This window comes from Nocardia sp. NPDC059229, assembly GCF_042754165.1.
Classification (GTDB): Bacteria; Actinomycetota; Actinomycetes; order Mycobacteriales; family Mycobacteriaceae; genus Nocardia.
Window position 1 is genome coordinate 141,857 of sequence record NZ_JBHZAK010000018.1, and the last position, 20,551, is coordinate 162,407.

General features: G+C 71.2%; 15 protein-coding genes. 6 read left to right on the plus strand and 9 right to left on the minus strand.

All coding sequences use genetic code 11. From position 1 onward, the window contains the following. Nucleotides 1-68: 68 nt before the first annotated feature. Nucleotides 69-839 carry a DUF1707 domain-containing protein gene (locus ACFXHE_RS33565; RefSeq protein WP_379388690.1) on the minus strand — a complete coding sequence of 257 codons (771 nt, stop codon included), beginning with the start codon at nucleotides 837-839 and terminating at the stop codon, nucleotides 69-71. 9 nt (nucleotides 840-848) lie between these two features. Then, nucleotides 849-1,919, minus strand: a complete 1,071-nt coding sequence (locus ACFXHE_RS33570) for a DUF1707 domain-containing protein (RefSeq protein ID WP_379388691.1) — start codon at nucleotides 1,917-1,919, stop codon at nucleotides 849-851. Between the two features lie 163 nt (nucleotides 1,920-2,082). On the opposite strand from ACFXHE_RS33570, the gene ACFXHE_RS33575 reads away from it, so the two are divergent. After that, nucleotides 2,083-2,976, plus strand: a complete 894-nt coding sequence (locus tag ACFXHE_RS33575; RefSeq protein ID WP_379388692.1) for an LLM class flavin-dependent oxidoreductase — start codon at nucleotides 2,083-2,085, stop codon at nucleotides 2,974-2,976. Nucleotides 2,977-3,014: 38 nt separating this feature from the next. Here the strand turns inward: ACFXHE_RS33575 and ACFXHE_RS33580 are convergent, their stop codons facing one another. Next, entirely contained in the window at nucleotides 3,015-3,500 is a 486-nt protein-coding gene (locus ACFXHE_RS33580) for an SRPBCC domain-containing protein (RefSeq protein WP_379388693.1), read from the minus strand. 124 nt (nucleotides 3,501-3,624) lie between these two features. On the opposite strand from ACFXHE_RS33580, the gene ACFXHE_RS33585 reads away from it, so the two are divergent. Further along, entirely contained in the window at nucleotides 3,625-4,107 is a 483-nt protein-coding gene (locus tag ACFXHE_RS33585) for a winged helix-turn-helix transcriptional regulator (RefSeq protein ID WP_379388694.1), read from the plus strand. Here ACFXHE_RS33585 and ACFXHE_RS33590 read toward each other — a convergent pair. The 3 genes from ACFXHE_RS33590 to ACFXHE_RS33600 form a co-directional block, all read right to left on the minus strand. Beyond that, entirely contained in the window at nucleotides 4,096-4,941 is an 846-nt protein-coding gene (locus ACFXHE_RS33590; protein ID WP_354843286.1) for an RNA polymerase sigma factor, read from the minus strand. The genes ACFXHE_RS33585 and ACFXHE_RS33590 overlap by 12 nt on opposite strands. Before the next feature lie 109 nt (nucleotides 4,942-5,050). Continuing rightward, on the minus strand, nucleotides 5,051-5,923 hold the full coding sequence (locus ACFXHE_RS33595; protein WP_379388695.1) for a haloalkane dehalogenase: 873 nt from the start codon (nucleotides 5,921-5,923) through the stop codon (nucleotides 5,051-5,053). A gap of 69 nt (nucleotides 5,924-5,992) precedes the next feature. Beyond that, entirely contained in the window at nucleotides 5,993-6,508 is a 516-nt protein-coding gene (locus ACFXHE_RS33600; RefSeq protein ID WP_354843282.1) for a MarR family winged helix-turn-helix transcriptional regulator, read from the minus strand. Between the two features lie 112 nt (nucleotides 6,509-6,620). Here ACFXHE_RS33600 and ACFXHE_RS33605 point away from each other — a divergent pair, with 112 nt between their 5' ends. After that, entirely contained in the window at nucleotides 6,621-8,303 is a 1,683-nt protein-coding gene (locus tag ACFXHE_RS33605) for an MFS transporter (RefSeq protein WP_379388696.1), read from the plus strand. Nucleotides 8,304-8,426: 123 nt separating this feature from the next. Next, entirely contained in the window at nucleotides 8,427-9,587 is a 1,161-nt protein-coding gene (locus ACFXHE_RS33610; protein WP_379388697.1) for a zinc-binding dehydrogenase, read from the plus strand. 10 nt (nucleotides 9,588-9,597) lie between these two features. Here ACFXHE_RS33610 and ACFXHE_RS33615 read toward each other — a convergent pair whose 3' ends face one another. From ACFXHE_RS33615 to ACFXHE_RS33625, 3 genes are all read right to left on the minus strand, one after another. Then, entirely contained in the window at nucleotides 9,598-11,199 is a 1,602-nt protein-coding gene (locus tag ACFXHE_RS33615) for a dynamin family protein (protein WP_379388698.1), read from the minus strand. 413 nt (nucleotides 11,200-11,612) lie between these two features. After that, nucleotides 11,613-13,484 carry a dynamin family protein gene (locus tag ACFXHE_RS33620; RefSeq protein ID WP_379388714.1) on the minus strand — a complete coding sequence of 624 codons (1,872 nt, stop codon included), beginning with the start codon at nucleotides 13,482-13,484 and terminating at the stop codon, nucleotides 11,613-11,615. An 85-nt stretch (nucleotides 13,485-13,569) separates the two neighbouring features. Further along, nucleotides 13,570-15,510, minus strand: coding sequence for an IniB N-terminal domain-containing protein (locus tag ACFXHE_RS33625; protein ID WP_379388699.1), 1,941 nt, complete (start codon nucleotides 15,508-15,510; stop codon nucleotides 13,570-13,572). A 313-nt stretch (nucleotides 15,511-15,823) separates the two neighbouring features. On the opposite strand from ACFXHE_RS33625, the gene ACFXHE_RS33630 reads away from it, so the two are divergent. After that, entirely contained in the window at nucleotides 15,824-17,623 is a 1,800-nt protein-coding gene (locus tag ACFXHE_RS33630; protein ID WP_379388700.1) for an Hsp70 family protein, read from the plus strand. A gap of 22 nt (nucleotides 17,624-17,645) precedes the next feature. After that, complete coding sequence (locus ACFXHE_RS33635; protein ID WP_379388701.1) at nucleotides 17,646-20,519, plus strand: LuxR C-terminal-related transcriptional regulator; 2,874 nt, start codon at nucleotides 17,646-17,648, stop codon at nucleotides 20,517-20,519. The last annotated feature ends 32 nt before the right edge of the window (nucleotides 20,520-20,551 follow it).

The window sequence follows — 20,551 nt, forward strand, 5'->3', positions numbered from 1 at the left end:
CGCGACTCACAGCCCTTGCATCCACGCCGGTCGGTTTGCAACTACCGATGGGCCGGGACCGTGGCCTATCAGCTGGGCGGGTAGATCGCCATCGGCTCGCCCGTGGCGCTGACCTTGAAATAGCCGTGCTGGGAGCCGTCGTCGACGTAAACGGTCACCACCGGATTGCCATCGGCGCCCCCGGCGATCTCGACGTGGCCGATCCGGCCGTTGGGCACGCCCGCCGACTGCGGAGCCCCGGCGAGCAGGCCCGCGATCTTCTTCAGATCCAGGACCGACATGTCGAAGATGTCCACGCCCGAAGACCGGGCGATGTCGTCATAGGAGTGGAAGCCGCCGTCGTAACGGATGTGCGCGTCACGTGGCGCCGACGGATCCTGGCGCCGCTCGATGATCACGTAGGTGGGATAGAGGAGAACCTGATCGGCCTTGGTATCGCCGAAGTGGTCCTGGTAGGCCGCGACGAAACTGGCCAGGCCCGGGCCCGTGGTCGGGTCCGGTAGAGCGGGTTTCGGTGCGGCCGTGCGCGAGACGCAACCCGCGAACGCGCCGAGCAGGGCCGCGGCCACCAGGATCGCGGCGGCGACCCGCATGCGAGTGGACGGACCGCGCCGATTCGCCCGCACCACAGGCGAATTCACCAGATTGGCGGGAATCTGCAGATCCTCCAGCACCGCATCCAGTTCGCCGAAGGTCTTGGCCGCCATGGCCTTCGCGGTTCGTGCGGTGTGCTCGCTCGTGGTGAGCTCGCCGGCGTCCCGGGCGGTGTCGAGCAGGGTGCAGGCATCCACGCGATCGGTGTCGCGGGCCCGCAATCCCTGGGAGCGTGCATCAGCCATGGTCTCGACCTATCCCCCGAACGCCAGGGTCCGCACGATCCGGCCATCGAGGGTCGCCTCGAGGTAGCCGTTCTCATTGGCCTTGTTGCCCACATAGATACGAACGATCGGCCCGCTGCCGGACCCTTCGATGTCGAGGTAGCTGACCGTGCCCTGATCCACCTTGGTGAGGGCCGGGGCCTGGGCCGCGAGCGCGGCGATGGCCGGCACGTTCAGTGCGGCCAGATCCGCGGTCGGCGTCTGCGGCGACCGGGTCTGCGGCTGGTCACCCTGGTCGAAGCCGCCGCGATAGGTGTAGCGGATCTTGCGGTTGGCCTGGGTCCCGCGGGTGACCACCGCGTAGCCGGGGAACAGGTCGACCTCGTCGACGATGGTGTCACCGAACTTGGCGCGATAGGCGTCCCGGAAGTAGCCGATACCCTCGGCCTCGGTGAGTTTCGGCCGGGGCAGCACCATCGGTCCGATCACACCCAGGTCGACCGCGGGCGGTCCGGCCGCCGGGGTGGCGGGGCGATCCACGGCCACGAACGTGCCCACCGCGACCGCGATGCTCAGGGCCGCGACACCGGCCGCGAACCAGTTCTCGCGCCGCGACTTCGGCGGAATCGGATCCGGCCGGGCGTCGGCGGGCCGCTGCAGATCATCGGTGAGCTGGGCCAGTTCGCCCAATGTCCGCGCCTCGCCGGCGAGTTCGGTGAGGGTGCGATGGTCGGCGGCGCTGAGCTGCCCGTCCGCGCGAGCGGCGTCGAGCAGGGTGCAGGTGGCCTGGCGGTCGCTGTCGCGGGCCCGGGTGCGCGGCGGATAGCCGCCCACGGACGGCCGTCGCGCCCGCCGGCCGGCGGGCGTGAGGTCGGCGGTCTTGGTGCTCGGCTGCAGGTCGCCGATGAGTCGTTGCAGTTCGCCGAGGGTCTGTGCGGTCTGCGCCTGCTCGGACCGCTGGTGGTACTCCTCGACCGCGAGCTCGCCCTCCTCGAAGGCGGCGTCGAGCAGCGCCCGTGCGTTGACGCGGTCGATGTCCCGCGCCCGCATCCGCCCGGCCCCGGGCGAATCCCCGGGCGATCCGGACGATTTCGAGCTCACGCGGGGATCGTAAACGGAACCCGGCCGTACCGCGCGGTTTCCGGCGGGGCGGTGAGCAGGGGCGGGACACGCCCGGGATGCGCGCCGACGTCCGAAATGCCGGTGTTGCACGCAACCGCCCACGAAGATCGTGAGCGTCGATTTCCGCTGGTGAGGAGGCGCGATGCAGGCAAGGTTCGGTATTTCGATCCCGCCCGTCGCGGCCGCGCTGCCGGACGTCATCGATATGGCCGTGGCCGCCGACGCCGAGGGGCTGGATCTGGTGGCCATCCAGGACCATCCCTACAACGCGCAGTTCGGCGACACCTTCGCGGTGATCGGGGCCTGCCTGGCGGCCACCGGCCGGGTCAGCCTGTATCCGGGCGTGGCGAATCTGCCGCTGCGCACTCCCGCCATGATCGCCAAGCAGGCCGCCACCTTCGACCTGCTCAGCGGCGGGCGCTTCGAATTGGGTTTGGGGGCGGGCGCTTTCGAGAGCGGCGTGGTGGCCATGGGCGGGCCCGCCCGCAAGGGCCGGTCGGCGCTCATGGCCTTGGCCGAGAGCATTGCCATCATCCGGGCGGAATGGCGTCCCGGGCAGCTGGTGTCCGTGGTGGGCACCGAATACACGGTGCAGGGCATCGAGGGCGGACCCGCGCCCGCGCACAATATCGGGATCTGGCTGGGCGCCATGGGCCCGCACGCGCTGGACCTGATCGGCTCGGCGGCCGACGGATGGGTTGCGCCGCTGCCGAATTGGATGCCCTGGGAGCAGTGGGCCGGAGCCAATGCCCGCATCGACGCGGTGGCGCGCTCGCTCGGGCGGGATCCGCGCACCATCACCCGGCTGGCGGCGCTGCCCGGCGTGGTGAGCGACCGGTCGCTACACCCGGATCCCCGTGGCTCCGACCCGATTCACGGTTCCCCGGAGGAGTGGGCGGACATCATCGTCCGCCTGGCCCGCGACGCCGGGTTCGACACCTTCATCTACTGGCCGCCGGGTTTCGACGTCGACCAGGTGCAGCGTTTCGCGCGACAGGTGGTGCCCATCGCGCGAAAGCTCCTGGGCGACGGCTGAACCCGCGATCGGAGCGCCGTTCGGGGACCTCCTCGAGGTTACCGCGCCGCCTTCGCGGCCTCGACCGCCTCGATCTCGGCGGGCAGTTCACCGGGCTGACCGACGCCGGTGGTGATCAGGTCGCGCAGGCTCTCGGTGATGTAGAACGTCCACGCCGGGGAGCAGGCGTCATAGCACTCGTAGTCGGGAACGAGCCCGACGTGGGTGAAGCGGAGTTCGGTGCCGCCGTCGGTTTCGATGATGTCGAAATGGATTTCGGTATTCACCCACTCGGTCTTGTCCTGGACGAAGGACATCCAGTTGTCCTTGACCAGCCAGACCACGCGGCGGTTCGGCACCACCTCGGTCAGCTCGATATCGCTGCGGTGGACGCCGGGGACCTCGAAGACGAAAGTGTCGCCCTGCCGCTCGGTGCTGCTCGTAATGCCCTTCCCCCACCAGCCGCGGGCGTTCAGGACGGCGGCGAAGACCTCGGCGGGGGTGCGGTCGACGGTGACGCTGGTGGTGAAGTTCTGATCAGTCATGGCAGGTCCCATTTCTTTCCTGAACACACAGGACGGGTCGGAGTGGACTGTCTCGCGAGAACTTACTTGCATAACGATAGTGTGGTTACTTGCATCACACAAGCGGATGAGCCAATCTGGATACATGTTGGGACGCATGTACGACGGGGAGGTGTGCTCGGCCGCACGCACGCTGGAGATCGTGGGCGAGCGCTGGAGCCTGCTCATCGTGCGCAATGCCATGTTCGCCGGGATGACCCGGTTCACCGAGTTCCAGCGCTCGCTCGGCATCGCGCCGAACATCCTCACCAAGCGACTCGCCGAATTCGTCGAGGCCGGAATCTTCGAGCAGCGCAGCGGCACCGGCAGCGGCCACCCCGAATATCTGCTCACCGCCAAGGGACTCGACCTGAAACCGGTCATCCTCGCGCTCACCGACTGGGGCGACCGCTGGGCGGCGCCGGACGGACCGCCGGTCACCTACCGGCACACCGGGTGCGGCGGGAAAGTCGATGTGCGCCTGGAGTGTTCGGACTGCGACGCCAGCCCCGACCTGGCAGCGGTGACGGCCGAGCTCGCGCCGTGGGCGTACGAGATGAAGTACGGGACGCCCGCGTCACTCCAGTAGCGGGAACCGCCCCGAACGCAGCAGCCCGGCGATGGCCTCCAGCTTCGCCTGCGGAGCGGCGTAATCCGGATGCGCGCCGAGCACGGCGGCGGCATCGTGCAGGCGCACCATCTGCCGCTCCGCCTCCTCCACACTGCGCCCGCCCGGCGTGATCGGGTGCGCGGCGAAGGCGGGGCGGCGCGGATCCACCCGGCCCAGCTCGACGGCCTTCTCCACCCGCCGCGAGCACCGGCAGAACGCCTGGGGATTCGCCAGCCCGCAGGTGGATTGCAGGAAGTTCCCGAGCCGTTTCTTGGCCCGCTCCACCCGTTTCCGATACGCGGCGGGTGTCGCGCCGACGATCCAGGCGGCCTCCTCCGAACTCACCTCGAAGACGTCGGAGAGCACGTACGCCACGCGTTCGTCGCGGCCCAGGCACTGCAGCATGGCCTGGCTGCAGTTGAGCCGCACCTCGTGGGTGAGCAGCGTGGACTCCGGACCGCGGTAATCCTCCTCGGCCAGACCGTCTTTCAGTCCCTCGCCGAACTGGTCGAGGCTGAGCTGCTGCGCTTCCTGCGGCGTCTGCCGCTTCAGATTCAGCAGGTAGTTGACGCCGATGCGGTAGGCCCAGGTGGTGAGCCGGGCCTCGCCGCGCCAGGTCGCGAGATTGCCGACCACCCGCAGCAGGATCTCCTGGGTGGCGTCCTCGGCGTCGGCGGGCCGCCACACCATGCGCAACGCCAGCCGGTAGATCGGATCCTGCAGCAGCCGAACGACATCCGAGACGGCGGCGCGATCGCCCTCGACAGCCCGTGCGACGAGCGCGCGCTCGTCGATGTCCGATCCGGTGTCCATATCGCCAGCATAGGGATCGCGGGGCGCACCATGGTGCGCCCCGCGATCAGCCCTGCCACGGCGAAACCAGGCTAACCGGTCGAACCGCCCGGCCGTGCGACCCGGCGGATCAGGCCACGGCCGCAGTGGCGGTGAGGGCGTGGCGGTGGATCCACTGCGCGACCGCCTGCCCGATGGCATCGGGCTGGTCCTCGGGGCAGTGATGCCCCGCCGGTCCGATATTCGCGAGCTCGGCGGCGGCGAAGGTCCGCTCCGCCCACTCCATCACCTCCGGCGAGCCGAGGCCGACACCGTCCTCGACGTGCATGACCAGCTTCGGCACCTCGGGGGTCGCGGCCATCCACCGGTCGTAGTTCTCGATGATGGCGACCACGTCGGCCGGCTCGCCCTCCAGCGGGAATTCGCGCGGCCACGCCAGCATCGGCCGGCGGGACTCCGGGGTCGGATAGGGCGCGCGGTAGGCGTCCAGGGCCTCGGGGCTCAGATTCCGGGTGGCGGCAGGCAGGTTGAATTCGATGAACATATTGCGTTCCAGCACCATCTCCTCGCCCTCGGGGGAACGGAAGCGGCGGAACAGTTCCGCGCCCTGGGGCGGCATCTCCGACCAGCGCATCGGCCGCAGGAAGGTCTCCACCACGGCGATACCGCGCACTCGCTCGGGATGCCGTGCGGCCCAGTCCATTCCGAGTGCGCCGCCCCAGTCGTGACCCACGATCACGACCTGGTCCAGGCCCAGGGCGTCGAACCAGGCATCCAGGTAGCGGGCGTGATCGACGAAGCGGTAGTCGCTGTCCGGCTTGCCGGAGGCGCCCATGCCGATGAGATCGGGTGCCAGGGCGCGGGTCCCGCCGCTCACGTGCGGGATCACATTGCGCCAGAGGTAGGAGGAGGTGGGGTTGCCGTGCAGGAACACGACGGGCACCGCACCGCTGCCGGTGTCGGTGTAGTTGATGAACGAGTCCAGAACGTCGATGGTGGCCATCGTCGGTGTCCTTCCGGGTGAGTTGCCTACACCTGGTTGGACACGCGCCGGCCCGGCCTGTGACAGCGCCTATGTGTGATCTGGGCCATACATGGGCACGGTGCCCGGCGCGACGGTCAGACCGGGATGGACACCCGGGGTCAGGCCGTTGCCGATCGCCGTCCGCTGCAGCAGCGCGAGCAGCCGCGGCCGGTCCTCAGGGTCGAGCGCGGCGAGCAGTTCCGCATTGAGTCCATCGGCGATCGCGGCCGCGCGGGCGATGGTCTCGCGCCCGGCGGGCAGCAGGTGCACGGCGTGGGCGCGGCGATCGACCGGATGCTTGCGCCGCTCGACCAGGCCACGCTTCTCCAGGTCGTCGATCAGGCTGACCATGACATTCCGGTGGATCCCCAGGGCATCGCACAGCTGCTGCTGAGTGCGGCCGTCATTGGCCTCGAGCAGGCGCAGCGTGCCGTATTGCGGCGGCCTGATCCCCAGGGGCGCGAGCAGTGCGTCGAAGCGGTACGCGGAATGCGATCCCAACTGCCCCAGCAGGAAGGCGGCGCTCTCGAACAGCGGTGAGTACTGGGGATCGGCGTCGGTCACCTGCACAGCTTACAGTAATGCCCTGACCATGATTGCCTACTTGATTGATAATCACTTCAGGTGCATAGTTTGAGAAGTCGATCCAACCCCCGACAGCGAAGAGAGCTCGCGCATGGATACCAACAATTCCCCCACCCTCGATCCACGCCGCTGGATCGCCTTCACCGTCGTGCTGGCCGCCGGATTCATGGACCTGCTCGATGTCACCATCGTCAATGTGGCCGTGCCGAGCATCCAGAAGGACCTGGGCGCGGCCTACTCGCAGATCGAATGGATCATCGCCGCGTACGTGCTGTCCTTCGCGGCCGTACTCATCACCGGCGGGCGGCTCGGCGACATCTACGGCCGCAAACGCCTGTTCCTGCTCGGCATGGCCGGATTCACCGCGGCCTCACTGGCCTGCGGCCTGGCCTCCTCACCCACACTGCTCATCGGCTCGCGGTTCGTCCAGGGCGCGATGGCCGGGCTCATGGTGCCGCAGATCCTCGCCATCATTCGCGTCACCTTCCCGAAGGACGAGCGCGCCAAGGCCATTGCCGTCTACAGCGGCGTCGGCGGATCCGCGTCCGCGGTCGGGCTGTCCCTGGGCGGGCTGCTGGTGCAGTGGAATCTCTTCGATCTGAGCTGGCGCCCCATCTTCCTGGTGAACGTGCCGGTCGGCCTGATCGCGCTGGCCGCCGCGGCCCTGGTGATGCGGGATTCGCGGTCCGCGCACGCGCCGCGCCTGGACATCGTCGGCATGGCGCTCGCCATTTCCGCGGTGCTACTGCTGGTGTATCCGCTCACCGAGGGCCGCCGATTGGACTGGCCCGCCTGGACTTTCGTCATGATGGGCGCGGCGGCCGCGGCCTTCGCCGCCTTCGTGGTCTACGAACGGTGGCGCAGCCGCAACGGCGGATCACCCCTGATCGACCTGGACCTGTTCCGGTCGCGGCCGTTCACCGTCGGCCTGGCGAGCTGGCTGCTGTTCTGGGTCGGCTTCGGCGGGTTCTTCCTGATCTGGACGCTGTTCATGCAGGCCGGGCTGGGCTGGTCGCCCATGCGGGCCGGCCTGACCTCGGTGTTCTTCGCGGTCGGCGCGGGCATCGGGGCGGGCGTGTCGGTCAGCGTGCTGGCACCGCGGTTCGGCAAGTGGGTGCTGCTCGCGGGCGGACTGGTGACGGCGGGCGGGTTCGCGCTGTACGGCGCGATGGCCGCCCACTACGAATCCGATTTCGCCTCCTGGCAGATGGTGTTGCCGCTCATCGTGACCGGCATCGGATTCGGCATCGTGGTCGCGCCGACCATCGACATGCTGCTCGGGCAGATTCCCGACCGCGAGGCCGGGGCGGCATCCGGGCTGCTGAACACCGGCCAGCAGCTGGGGATGGCGCTGGGTGTGGCACTGGTCGGCATTCTGTTCTTCGCCCAGCTGGATCATGATTCGGCGCGCGGCGTGGATTCCGTTGCCGCGCAGACCCGCACCGAGCTGGCGGCGGCCGGGGTGCCCGGGCCCGCGCAGGAGCAGATCCTCGCGAACTTCCGGGCCTGTGTGCGGGATCGCTCCGCCGAGGTGGATCCCTCCGTCATCCCGGCGAGCTGCCAGTCTCCGGCCGCGAATCCGGCTGTCGGCCAGGCCCTCGCGCATGCGGGTGAACAGGCCAATGCGGTCAACTTCGCGCACACCTTCGACTACACGCTGGTGTGGGGCATCGGGCTGATGGCGCTGGTGTGCCTCGGATTCCTGGCGCTGCCGCGCGACACCCGGCTCGAGCAGCACGAGGTGGAGACCGAGGAGGAACTCGTGGGAGTCTGACCCCACCGGCGGGATCCGGGCACGGAGTCCGGCAAAACGGCCGCGGGTTCGGTGATTCACCGGACCCGCGGTCCGTTCCGGTGAAGAATCCACAGTGTCACCGGCATTCGACAGGAGTCAGGCATGCGCGCGACCGTCGTCAGCAAGGGCGAATTCCGGGTCGAGGACCTGCCCACCCCCGTACCCGGGCCCGGTCAGGTGCTGCTGTCCGTCACCCGCTGCGGCATCTGCGGATCCGACCTGCACGCCCGCCTGCACTGCGACGAACTCGCCGACCTGGCCGCCGCCACCGGCTACGACCACTTCATGCGCTCCGATCAGCGGATCGTCATGGGACACGAATTCACCGGCGAGATCGCCGAATACGGTCCCGGCACCCGCCGCCGCTGGAAGCCCGGCACCCCGGTGGTGGCGCTGCCCATCCTGCGCACCGGCCGGCAGCCCGAACTCACCGGACTGTCCGCCAACGCGCCCGGCGGCTACGCCGAGCAGGTGCTGGTGCAGGAACCCATGACCTTCCCGGTCCCCAACGGCCTGTCCCCCGACCACGCCGCCCTCACCGAACCGATGTCGGTGGGCTGGCACGCGGTCCGCCGCAGCCGGATCAGCAAGGGACAGATCGCCTTCGTCGTCGGGTGCGGTCCCATCGGTCTGGCCGTCATCTCCATGCTGAAGGCCGCGGGCGTGCGCACCGTGATCGCCAGCGACTTCTCGCCGCGCCGCCGCGAACTCGCGGGCCGGTGCGGGGCCGATGTGGTGGTCGACCCCACCGTCGAATCACCGTGGGAGGCAACGCCGAAGAAGCCGCGGATCTCCGGCGCCTCCGACATCCTCAATCTGGGCTTCGACGCCATGGAACGGCTGCGGCGGATCCCGAATTTCCCGTGGTGGTACCTGTTCCGCGTCGCGCACACCCTCGATCGCGGTCCGACGGGGCCCGTCGTCTTCGAATGCGTCGGCGTGCCCGGCATCATCGACCAGATCCTCACCGCCGCACCGCCATTGACCCGCGTGGTGGTCGTGGGCGTGTGCATGCAGCAGGACGCCTTCCATCCCGCCACCGCCATCAACAAGGAGATCGAGCTGCGATTCGTCCTCGGCTACGACCCGGGCGAATTCCGCGACACCCTCCACATGATCGCCGACGGGAAGGTGGATCCCAGCCCATTGATCACCGGGACCGTCGGCCTCGACGGCATCGACGCGGCCTTCACCACCCTCGCCTCACCCGAGCACCACGCCAAGATCCTGATCGACCCGCGCAGCGACCGCACGGCACCCTGACGCCGGGCGCCTAGCGGCCGGGCCGCCGCAGCGCCGGGAAAGGCGTGGTCGGGGGCTCGTGCAGGATGTCCAGCAGGCCCTCCGCGCTGCGGGCCGCGGTCAGGCAGGCATTCGCGGTGAACTGATCGGCCAGCGGGTGGCGGGCCCGGGCACGCCATTTCTGGACCGCGGCCAGGGCCGCCTCGCGCTGGGTGGCGAGATCGGTGTGGGCGGACAGGCCCAGTCGCAGCGTAGGGGCCACGCCGGTGCCGCCGATGAGGCGGTTCAGGTCGGCCAGATCGTCCGGGGGCAGGGGCAATTCGTCCGAGCGCAGGTGCGCCAGCAGGCGGAGTTCGGCGAAGCCGTGCACATCGGCGAGCAGGGTGCGCACCCGCGGCAGCAGGGCATCGGCCGCCGAACCCGGGTTGGCGGTGAGAATGCGGGCCAGGGCGGTGAGGGCCGAATGGGCCTTCAATTCGTCGGCGCGCTGGGCGAATTGGACGTCCAGGACGGTGCGGAGTTCGTCGAGGCCACTGCGGTCCGACAATTCGGCCGCCAGGGCCTGCGAACCGCGGACACCGAGCCGGATCAGGGTGACGGCCAAGCGGATTCCGAACAAACCGAATCGGGCCGTCAGGTGGGCGCGCAACTCGGCCGGGACCGGCAGCGGCAGATCGGGATGGGCGAAGCGGTCCGCCGACAGCAGGGCCGCGGTCAGCTCGTCCACCGGGATGGCGGCCAGCGCCTCGAAGGCATCGTATTCCCGCTGGCGCAGCGTGGCGGCGGCGAACGCGAGCAGGCCCGCCACCGGAATCACGGACTGGCACAGGCCGGTTCGCTCCAGCTCGGTCGCGAAGCGGGCGGCCACATCGCGGGCGGAATGCAGGGCGTCGATGCGCCCGGCGCCGATCTCGTCGGCCCGCGACACCACGCCCACCACGCCCAGCGGGCCCGAGAAGGATTGCGGTGCACCGGAACTCGCGTTCGGTCCGGCGCCGATGCGCTCCAGGAAATCCACATCGGCGGCGTCGAGACGACGCAGTAGATAGAGCACGGCATCGGCGGGCGGCAGCGCCGGGCCCGGGCCGCCCGGCGTGAGCAGCCGCGACGTGCGCGCCGACACCTCCCGCGACAGCGAGGAGATGCCGGGCGTATCGATGATGGTGGTCTGTGCCAGCTCGGCCGACGGCCACTCCACCGCCAGGTGGTCCACTTCTCGCGGGGCGGGGGCGTTCCAGCGCAGCGCCGACAGATCGAAGGTGAGCCCGTGCGCGCCCGGCAGCCCCTCGGCCCCGCGGCCGCGCCGCACCACCACATCCGCACGCGCCCCGTCCAGGCTGAACGCGGTCACCCGCGGCGCGGTCCCATTGCGGTACCAGGTGACCAGCCGCGTGCACTCGGTCGCGTCGGTCGGCGCGATGTCCTGCCCGACCAACGCGTTCAACAGCGTCGACTTACCGGCCTTGAGCTGGCCCGCCAACGCCACCCGCAGCGGCTCGTCCAGCCGCCGCGCGCACTCGTCCAGCTGGCCGCGCACCCGCGGCCGCTCGCCCAGCGCCCGCCGCGCCGCCGCCACCAGCCCGCGCGTCTCCGGCACCAGCCCATACCCGACACCGCTCGCGTCGTCCCTCATAGGCTCCCGATTCCGAAGCACACCGCACCTCCACGCATCGCAAGGCATTCGCCCGGCCACGCCGAATCGTTATCAGAACCGCCCAGCTCTCACAGCCGATTCCCAGTTCCGAGAGACAGCTCACCACAGCGCGAACCCGGCCACCCAACCCCTGATCTTGCCCGGCCCGAACGTGAACGCCCCGCCTTCCTCCCGGTGCGCCGCGCCCCTTCCCGGCCCCGCGCCGGTCCGGCATATTGCCCAACTGGTCAGTGCCATTGCCACGACCACGTCCGGACGCCCGCCTCGCGCGGTGGGATCGTCCAACGGTCGCCCCGCTCACCCGCCTCAGGTGCGGAATGACAGGCCCGGTCGCGAGCACTGGAACCGCCTCGGCAGCGGCACCCGGCCGCTAGCGGGCCGAGTCGTCTGCACTAGTGCGCGGTGGGCGGGAGTTGTGGCTGCGCGGCGGGCGGAAGGTGCGGCTGGGCGGCGGGAGCCAGCGCGGCCTGGGGTTCCGGGCCGAGGAGGGTGTTGGCGTGACGCCGGAGTTCGGCCACGACGCGCAGGCGGCGTTCGAGTTCGGCAGCGCGTTCGGTGCGGCGGGCGGCCTCCAGGTTGGCGGCCTCCTGGGCGGCGCGCAGGGATTCGTCGATGGAGCGCAGGGTGCGGTCGGCGATGGCGGTGAAGTGATCGCGCAGCAGGCGGTGGATGCGGTGCAGGCGGTCCTTGGTCTCCTTGCCGGTGTGGAAGGCGATGTCGTCCAGGTAGCGGCGCACCGCCATCTTGGCATCGGCACGACGCTTGGCCAGGCGGGCCTTCTTGTCGTCGCTGAAGGCCTTGCCGCCCAGCAGGACTCCCGCACCCAGCGAGAGCGGGTTGATCAGGGCCAGCCCGGCCATGGTGCCGACCATGCCCGCCATCACCACGCCGCCGTAGGAGCCGCGCACACCCACCAGCAGCTTGTGACCCAGGCCCAGATCGGGTTCCAGATCGGCGAGGGTGCAGGACTCGGCGCGGGAGTCGTCGTCGAGGGTGTCGCGCACCTCGGGCAGATCCACCGCGCCGAGATCGTCGAAGTGGGTGGCGACCCGCTCGGCCAGCTTCACCGCGCGGGTGCCCGTCCACACCAGGTTGTCGCCGACCGCGGAACCCACGGTGGCCGTGAGCCATTCGTCCATGCTGTCCCAGTGCCGGCCGGGATCGTGCTGGTCGATCCAGTCCTCGGCGGTACGGGCGATATCGCGCAGGCGGTTGCGCAGATCGTGGTCGATATCCCCCGCCAGATCGGTGATGCCGTCACCCAGCGTCTGCTGCCAGGCGGCGGTGTGGCGATGCAGTTTCTCCGCCTCGGCCTTGGCGGCGTGCAGCTCCCGGATGGCCGCCGCGCCCCGCTCGGGATCACGCAGCGCGACCAGTTCACTGCCCAGCGCCAGCGCCAGATGCTCTGCGGCAGAGGAGATGTCGAGGGCGACCGCACGCTGCATCGCCGCCTGATCCCGGGCCACCACCTGCTCACGCAGGAACTGGAACACCAGCCCGAACCCGGACTCGCGGCCCAGGCCCTCGTCCTGCAGGCGCATGGCGTGCGCGCGCAGCACCGCCGACACCGGCAGCATGGGCATCTCGATCCCATTGGCGTGCAGGTGCTTCCGGTTCGCCTCGAACACCTGCCGCCAATGCGGATACAGGTCGATCTTGGTGACCAGCAGCGCCACCGCCGGGCACAGCTCCCGCACCTGCCGCAGGAAATCCACCTCGGTCTCGGTGAGCTCGGTGGAGGCGTCGGTGAGCACCAGCACCGCGTCCGCGGCCGGGGCCTGCGCGAGAACGCCTGCCGCGCCCGTGGTTCCGTGCACGCCCAGTCCCGGCGTATCCACCACCACGATGCCGTCGGCCAGCAGCCGGCTCGGGGCCTCCAGCTCGAGCCGCAGTACGGCGCGGCCCTGCGGACTGCGCGCGGTGAGGGCGGGGACCGCCTCGAACGGCACCGGCTCCCGGGTGTTCTCGCCGCCGTCGGCGCCCGCCGCGACCACGGTCGCCCGCGGTTGCCCACCGTAGGACAGCACCGTGGTGACCGCCGTGGTCGCATCGTCGGCGACCGGGCAGACATCCATGTTGATCAGGGCGTTGACGAACCGGCTCTTGCCCTGATTCCCCAGACCGGCCACCAGGATCCGCCGCCGCGGATCGCGCACCTTGCCCGCGACCGTCTCCAGCCGCGCGACCAGATCCCCGCGTTCCGCGGCCTTCGCCACCGCGATGGTCTCCGACACCATCGTCAACAGCGGATTCGCCGCCACCATGCCTGTCACAGCCTGCTCACCGAACCTATTCCAGCCGTTTGTGTTCCGACAGGTCGTCGCTCACCGCGGCGAGCGACCCTTCCACCTACGAGTGCAGCATGTCGCCGACGACGTCTCCGCCCGGGTGCGTTCCGAGATCCACTCCGGTGTGCGCCCCACCATCCCCGAACAGCGACGCGTCCGCGCCCGGAGCATGCACTCCGCCGCCGAACGCCTGCGAAACATCCACACCCGCCCAGGGATTCGTACCGGCACCATGCAACCCGGCATCCACCGCGGTCCCACCGTGCACCCCGGCATCGAGCCCACTCCCCACATGCACGCCTCCACCGGCCTGCGTCCCCACCCCGGCATCCAACCCGCCGCCGACCCCGGCGACCGAATTCCCCACCCCGGTCAGACCGGTATCCACGCCCCCGCCCAGCTGCGTCCCCGCATCCAGCCCGGTCCCCACATTCGCGGCCCCGCCGAGCCCCGTCTCCAGCCCCGCACCCACCTGGCTCACCGCGCCGAGGGCCGAGTGCACCCCGGCATCAAGGCCACTCCCGACCTGGGTCCCAAGCCCCGCACCAACATTCGCGGACCCGCCGAGCCCGGTCGCCGCATTACCCACGCCGGAAATACCCGTTTCCAAGCCACTTCCGAGCTGCGCACCCAGATCCGCACCCGTGTGCAGGCCGCCATCGAGCCCCGCACCCAACTGCGTCCCGGCACCCGCCAGAGTGCCGGCCGTACCGGAAAGCCCGGTCTCCAGGCCAGCTCCGACCTGTGTGCCCAGGCCCGCGCCGACGTTCGCGGCGCCGCCGATGCCGGTCTGCAGTCCTGCGCCCGCCTGGGTACCCGCGCCCAGCAGAGTGTTGATTCCGGCGTCGAGACCCGCGCCCACCTGGGCACCGGTGTTCAGACCACCCGAGAGTCCACTGTTCAGGTCGCCGCCGAGCTGGCTGCCGACCCCGGCCATGGTGTCGGCGGCCCCGGAAAGCCCGGTCTCCAAACCACTTCCGAGCTGCGCGCCCACATTCGCCGCACCATTGAGGCCGGTCTGTACGCCCAGGCCCGCATCGAGTGCGCTGTCGATTCCGGTGGAAAGCCCGGCGCCGAGGCCGGTTCCGAGGCCACCCGCCGCGTTCACCGCGCCATCGAGACCCGTCTGCACGCCCGCGCCCACTCCGGCGGCGGTGTTCAGCGCGCCGGTGAGGCCCGCGCCGACGCCGGCAGCGGCGTCGAGGGCGCCTGTAAGGCCGGTCTGAAGGCCCGCGCCCACATCGGTGGCGGCGTTGACGGCGGCGGAAAGGTTGGCGCCGAGGCCGGTTTCGAGGCCGCCGGCGGTGGAGAGGGCGCCGGTCAGGCCGGTGGTGAGGTCCGCGCCGGCCTGGGTGACGGTGTCGAGGGCGCCCTGGAGGCCGGTCTGGAGGCCGGCGCCGGCGGTGAGTCCGCCGGTGAGGGCGGAGGTCAGGTCCGCGGCGGCCTGCGCACCGAGCACGCCCCCGAGGTCGGTCTCCACGCCGGTGGCGACGTCACCGGCCACGCCGAGCGCGCCGCCGAGTCCGGCGGACAGGCCCGCGCCGAGGTCGGCGGCCGCACCGACGACCGCGCCGATGCCATCGGACAGGCCCAGCTCGAGGCCGGTGCCGGTGTCGCCGGTCAGGCACACCTGGGTGGCGGTGGCAGCGGTGGTGCCCAAATTCACACCCGCGGAGTCGCCGATGGCGGCCGAGCCGCCCACGCCGCCGTTGGCCCCGACCCCGAGACCGGTGTCGGCGCCCAGCCCGGCGGAGCCGCCCAGCCCGGTGTCGGCGCCCAGGCCGGTCGTCCCGCCCGCGGCAATGATGTCGGACAGCTGCGAACCTCCCGCAACCAGTGCGGACTCGGCCACCATGGGGGCCACGGCGGCGATGTCCTCGGGGGTCACATTCTCCAGCCCGGCGGCGGCCAGCGCCCCGCCCGGATTGTTGCAATAACTGACCGCGGCCTCGTGGTCACGCAGCAGATTGAGGATGAACTCGAGAATTGCGTTGGGGCTCATAGCGAATCGTCTCCCTGGATGGGCGGGCCCCGCTGACCCGCGCTGCTCGAATTTCCTTTCACGTTAGGAAGGCATCTCGTTACGCGTAACGGGGTGAACTCCCCCAAGTTCCACAGCGGTCACCTACGGGGGCAGGCGAACATTAGGGGAATTTCCCCAAACCTGCGGGGGAATCGGTAACGGGATCCCCTCAGCTACCGACAGGCGGGGTGGGCCACGCGGCCTAACCCGAGATTTTTCGTACAAATCGGACCGAAGAGCTTTCGGCACGCGATCCACCGGTCGCGCGTTGGGTAATGACAGGGGAACTCGAATGAGTCAGGGGCTGGCGCTCGGCATCACCGTCGGGTCGTCGAATACGGTTGCCGTGACGACTTCGGGGGGACAACACACAGTACATACGCGGCCCAGCGTGCTGGGCGCCGAGCCGGAGGTTCCGGACAGTTTTCTGGCCCGGGTCGGGGATCCCGTGGACATCAGAACCCGGGACGGATCCGCGGTCCGCGCCGCCGACCTGGTGGCGGCGGCCATCGGCCGCGCGGTGGACGGCACGGGCCCGGCCGCGGCCACGGTCGCCAGCTACCCGGTCTGGTGGTCGCAGCACACCGTGGAGGTGCAGCGGAACGCCCTGGACGCGGCCGGCCTGGACGCGGTGGCCCTGGTCCCGGAGCCGACGGCGGCCATGCGCTGGCTGCAGGAGGTGCACGAGTCCAGCCACGACGGCGCGATGGTGGTGTACGACCTGGGGGCCACCGGCCTGACGGTTTCGGTGGCGCGCACGGGGGCCATGTCGGGCCTGCTGGGCGAACCGGTACGGACCACCGAGGTGGCCGGGTCGGAATTCGATCTGCTGACAATGCGTTTCGTGCTCGCCCATGCGGTCGGCGAAAAGGATTTCGATCCTTTCGACCCTTTGGTGGAAAAAGAATTAGCGGCGCTCCGCGTTCGCTGCAAAATTGCGAAAGAAACTCTATCCACAAATACCGCCACCATGGTGCCCGTGCGTTTGCCCGCCCTGGCCGAAGTGGACGTACGACTGGTTCGCGACGATATCGAGGAACTGCTGCGGGGTCCGCTCCTCGGTTCGATCGATCTGGCCCGTGAGGCCCTGCGCCGGGCCGGACTCACCGCGGCCGATCTGGACGGCTTTCTGGTCATCGGTGGCGGCGCGAGCATCCCGCTGGTAACCGAACTGCTGTCCACCGAATTCGGCATCCCGGTCGCGGCCGCCGCCGACCCGGCCCACCTCAGCGCGCACGGCGCCGCCTTGCTGGCCGCCGACCTGCTCGCCGACACCACCGACACCGAGGCGCATCCGGCGATCGCGGTCGGCGGCCTGGGCCTCGCCGAGGCCGACGGCGGCCGGGCCCTCGCACCCGGCCGCCCCGCGGCCGGGCTCCCCCAGCGGCCCCGATCCGGCTCCCCGGCCGGGCCCGCGGACCCCGAACCACCGGGCCCCGGCGGCGATTCCGGCCGAGCGGCGGCGGACGATACCGCACTGATGGCGGAATCGTCTGCGGCCCCGCGCATTCCGCTACTGCCCGACCTCCCGGTCGAGGAATCCGCCGGCGGCTTCCGGCACTGGAAGCGCCTCGCGGTGATCGGCGCGGCCGCGGTCGCGGTGGCCGCCATCGCCACCGGCACCCTGGCCATGGGCACCGGCGGACAGTCCACGCCCGCGAATCCCGCGGGCACACAGTCCCCCTCGACCTCCGCCGTGGCGCTCGATTCCCCGGCGCCGACGGGCGGGGCCACCACCTCCGGCGCCCCGGCTCCGGCGGCCGGGAACCCGGTCTCCGCGACCAAGCCCGCGTCGCAGCCGGGCGCGGCCAAGCCGGGCAGCCCGGCCACCACCGGCGCCGCGGCCCCCGCACCGGCCGCCGCCGACCCGACCACCCCCGCCGCGCAGGCCGATACCCCGGCGCCGCAACAGAATCCGGCGAGCCCCCAGCCGCCGCAACAGCAGCAACAACCACCGGTCCAGATGCCGACGGTGCCGCAGATCCAGCCGCCGACGGTCCCCAGCGTGACGCTCCCCACGGGCGCACTGAACAATGCAGTTGATCAGCTCGGCAACGCCGTTCCACCGGTCGTTCCGCACACCGGCCGCTGAGAGTTGGTTCCTCGTGACAGGCATGACCCCCGTCGCACTGGATTCCATCCCGTGCGCCCGTGAGATTTTCCGGGACCTCGATTCCGACGATTCCGCCTCGGTGCTCTACCTCGTCCGGGGCCGCTCCGGCACCGGAAAGTCCACCCTGCTGGGCGCCCTCCGAGCGCGGTTGCGCGCCCGGGGCGTACCGCACACCGACAATCCGGCGCACGCGTTGCGCGCGTCGGCCCCGGGCCGCGCCGACGGCAACAGCCGCGCCCGCGGCGCCCTCATCGTCGACGACGCCCACGCGCTGAACCCGGCCGAATTCGACCTGCTGTGCGCCGCAGCCGAATCCGGGGAGTACCCGGTGGTGATCGCGCTGCGCCCGCGCCCGCACGACCCCCGGCTGCGGGGCCTGACCGATCTGGTGGCCCGCCGCGGCCGGGTGGTCGATCTGCGCGCCCTGGGCGCCACCGAGATCGCCCCGTTCGCCCGCGAACTGGGCATGATGGTGCCGCGCGGGCTGGCCCAGCACATCCACCGCCAGACCGGCGGCATCCACGGCGGTGTGGTGGCCGCGCTGACCGCCGCCTGCGCCACTCGCCTGGACGCGGGCGTGACCGCGGTGGACCAGGCGGTGACGGCCTGGGCGCGAGCGCGTCTCGACGACGCCGATCCGGATCTGCTGGACGCCCTGGTGGTGGCGGCCATCGGCGCGGGCCTGGATACCGGCGAACTCACCGAGGTGCTCGACGTCGCCCCGCCCGCCGCCCAGGATCTGGTGGACCGGGCCCGGGGCAGCGCCCTGGTCACCGATGCCGATCTGCTGCTGGCCCCGGCCGTCCCGCCGCTGCGCACCCTGGTCGGCGACCGCCGCTTCCTGACCGTCGCCCGCCGCCTGCTGCACGCGCGCCTGGACGCCGGACTGCTGCGCGACCACACCGCGCTGCTGCTCGCCGAATCCGGCGTCCGCGACGAGCGGCTGGCCGAATTCCTGTGTGCCGCAGCCGAACGCGCCGGTGACGAGGCGGTCCGGCACTATGCGGCCGCGGCCGCCGCCGGCGCGGATCCGGAGGCCCTGGCCGTGCGCTGGGCCGATGCCGCCGCCCGGGCCGGGGACGGCGACACCGCCCTGCGCCTGGCCGAACCCACGCTGGCCAATCCGGCGATCCCGCTCGCGGATCTGGCTGCCGCCGTGCGCATCTGCGCCGGTGTGTGGACCCGGCGCGGCCTGGCCGGCCGGGCCGCCCAGCTCTACACCTGGCTCGGACCGACCCGGGTCGGCCCGGACTGGGCGGTCGCCGCCACGGTGCTGTCGCTGTCCGGTGACGCCCGGGGCGCACAGGCGCTGTCGGTCAATGCCGCCCAGTGGCCGCCGACCGAGGCCACCGCGCGCGCGGCCTCGATCGCCAATGCCCTGTTCGACACCATCGGATCGACCAGTGCCCCCGGCGATTTCAGCGCGGCAACGCGCACCGATCGCGGGAACGGCCACAGCGGCACCCCATTCCCGCCGCCGCACCGGACTTTTGCCGCGCCGGCCGCCGGAACCGGCGCACCGGCCCGGGCCGCGAGCCCCGCGGCCCGGCCCATCGGCGACCGGCCGCGCCCCGACGACACCGCACCGGCGAGACCCGCTGCGAGCGCGGCGAATACCTTCGGAGCCGGCTCGGCCCCGACTGGTTTCACCGCCGAGATGCGGGCCATCGCGCCGACAACCCTTGCCGTGCAGCGCTTCACCAGCCCCGCGCAGGCGCGGCGCGGCGCGGCCGTCACGGCGGCGTCCGCGCTCATCCACGCCGCGCACTCCGGTCCGGCCCCCACCGATGACGGCGGCGATCGCTTCCTGCCGTGCTCGGCGGTGTCGATCGCGGTGCTGCTGTGCCTGAGCATGGGCGATCCGCGCCGGGCCGCGGACGCCCTGCGGCAGGGCACCCAGGACCGCGGCCCCAGCCGCGATCCGCAGAGCCTGGTGCTGGGCGCGTGGGTCGCCATGCTGGGCGGCGACGAACATTCGGCGGCCACCCTGATGTCGGAAGTCCGGCTGACGGAACTGGATCCGCGCGATCGGCTGCTCGCGCACGGCGTAATCGTCGGCCTGGCCCGGCGCAGCGGCGATCACGCGGCGCTGGCCATGGCCTGGCAGCAGGCCTTCCCGCTGTTCGACGAGGTCGGAGCGGATCTGCTGGCGCTGCTGCCCATCGGCGAGCTCTGGCTGGCCGGCATCCGCCTGCGTGACGAGGCCCGGATGACCGCCCTGGTGACCGGCGCCGACGACCTGCTGCGCCGGCTCGGTGAGCCGCCCGCCTGGTCGAATGCCTTCCACTGGTACGCGATTCAGGCCGCGATCGCCCAGGAGAGCCCCGAAGCCCTGCTGCCGCACGCCCATCGGCTCAAGACCTCCGCCGCGGCGGGTGATCCGCAGGCCGCGGTACTGGCGGACGCGGGCCGCACCTGGGTGCTGGTACTGCGCGGTCAGGTGGTGCGCGAGCAGGTGGAGGGCGCGGTGGCCCGGCTGGCCGGGCTCGGCCTGCGCTGGGACGCGGCCCGGCTGGCCAGTGAGGCCGCGTTGGCGGCGGGTGATTCCGCCACCGCGACCGCGCTGCTCAAGCTGGCGCGCACGGTGCGCGCGCAGTCTCGGCCGCCGGAGTCTCCGGTGCGCGCGCCCGAGCCCGCGGCCCCGCAGCCACGCCCGGAACCGATCACCGATACCGTGCTGAGCGAACGCGAGCGTGAGGTGGCCGAACTGGTCCTACTGGGGTTGACGTACCGGGAGATCGGGGCCCGGCTCTACATTTCGGCCAAAACCGTGGAACATCACGTGGCTCGGATGAGACGTCGAATCGGTGCCGGCTCGCGTTCGGAGCTATTGTCAATGCTTCGCGCCATGGGTCACGGTTCACTCCTCGTCTGACCTCGGCGCGGAGAGCACCCGGACGCATCGAG

Coding starts and splice junctions, on each gene's coding strand:
- ACFXHE_RS33590 (WP_354843286.1), bottom strand. CDS start 4,941: ATGGACACCGGATCGGACATCGACGAGCGCGCGCTCGTCGCACGGGCT.
- ACFXHE_RS33575 (WP_379388692.1), top strand. CDS start 2,083: ATGCAGGCAAGGTTCGGTATTTCGATCCCGCCCGTCGCGGCCGCGCTG.
- ACFXHE_RS33580 (WP_379388693.1), bottom strand. CDS start 3,500: ATGACTGATCAGAACTTCACCACCAGCGTCACCGTCGACCGCACCCCC.
- ACFXHE_RS33625 (WP_379388699.1), bottom strand. CDS start 15,510: ATGAGCCCCAACGCAATTCTCGAGTTCATCCTCAATCTGCTGCGTGAC.
- ACFXHE_RS33605 (WP_379388696.1), top strand. CDS start 6,621: ATGGATACCAACAATTCCCCCACCCTCGATCCACGCCGCTGGATCGCC.
- ACFXHE_RS33615 (WP_379388698.1), bottom strand. CDS start 11,199: ATGAGGGACGACGCGAGCGGTGTCGGGTATGGGCTGGTGCCGGAGACG.
- ACFXHE_RS33635 (WP_379388701.1), top strand. CDS start 17,646: ATGACCCCCGTCGCACTGGATTCCATCCCGTGCGCCCGTGAGATTTTC.
- ACFXHE_RS33565 (WP_379388690.1), bottom strand. CDS start 839: ATGGCTGATGCACGCTCCCAGGGATTGCGGGCCCGCGACACCGATCGC.
- ACFXHE_RS33610 (WP_379388697.1), top strand. CDS start 8,427: ATGCGCGCGACCGTCGTCAGCAAGGGCGAATTCCGGGTCGAGGACCTG.
- ACFXHE_RS33585 (WP_379388694.1), top strand. CDS start 3,625: ATGTTGGGACGCATGTACGACGGGGAGGTGTGCTCGGCCGCACGCACG.
- ACFXHE_RS33595 (WP_379388695.1), bottom strand. CDS start 5,923: ATGGCCACCATCGACGTTCTGGACTCGTTCATCAACTACACCGACACC.
- ACFXHE_RS33620 (WP_379388714.1), bottom strand. CDS start 13,484: ATGGTGGCGGCGAATCCGCTGTTGACGATGGTGTCGGAGACCATCGCG.
- ACFXHE_RS33630 (WP_379388700.1), top strand. CDS start 15,824: ATGAGTCAGGGGCTGGCGCTCGGCATCACCGTCGGGTCGTCGAATACG.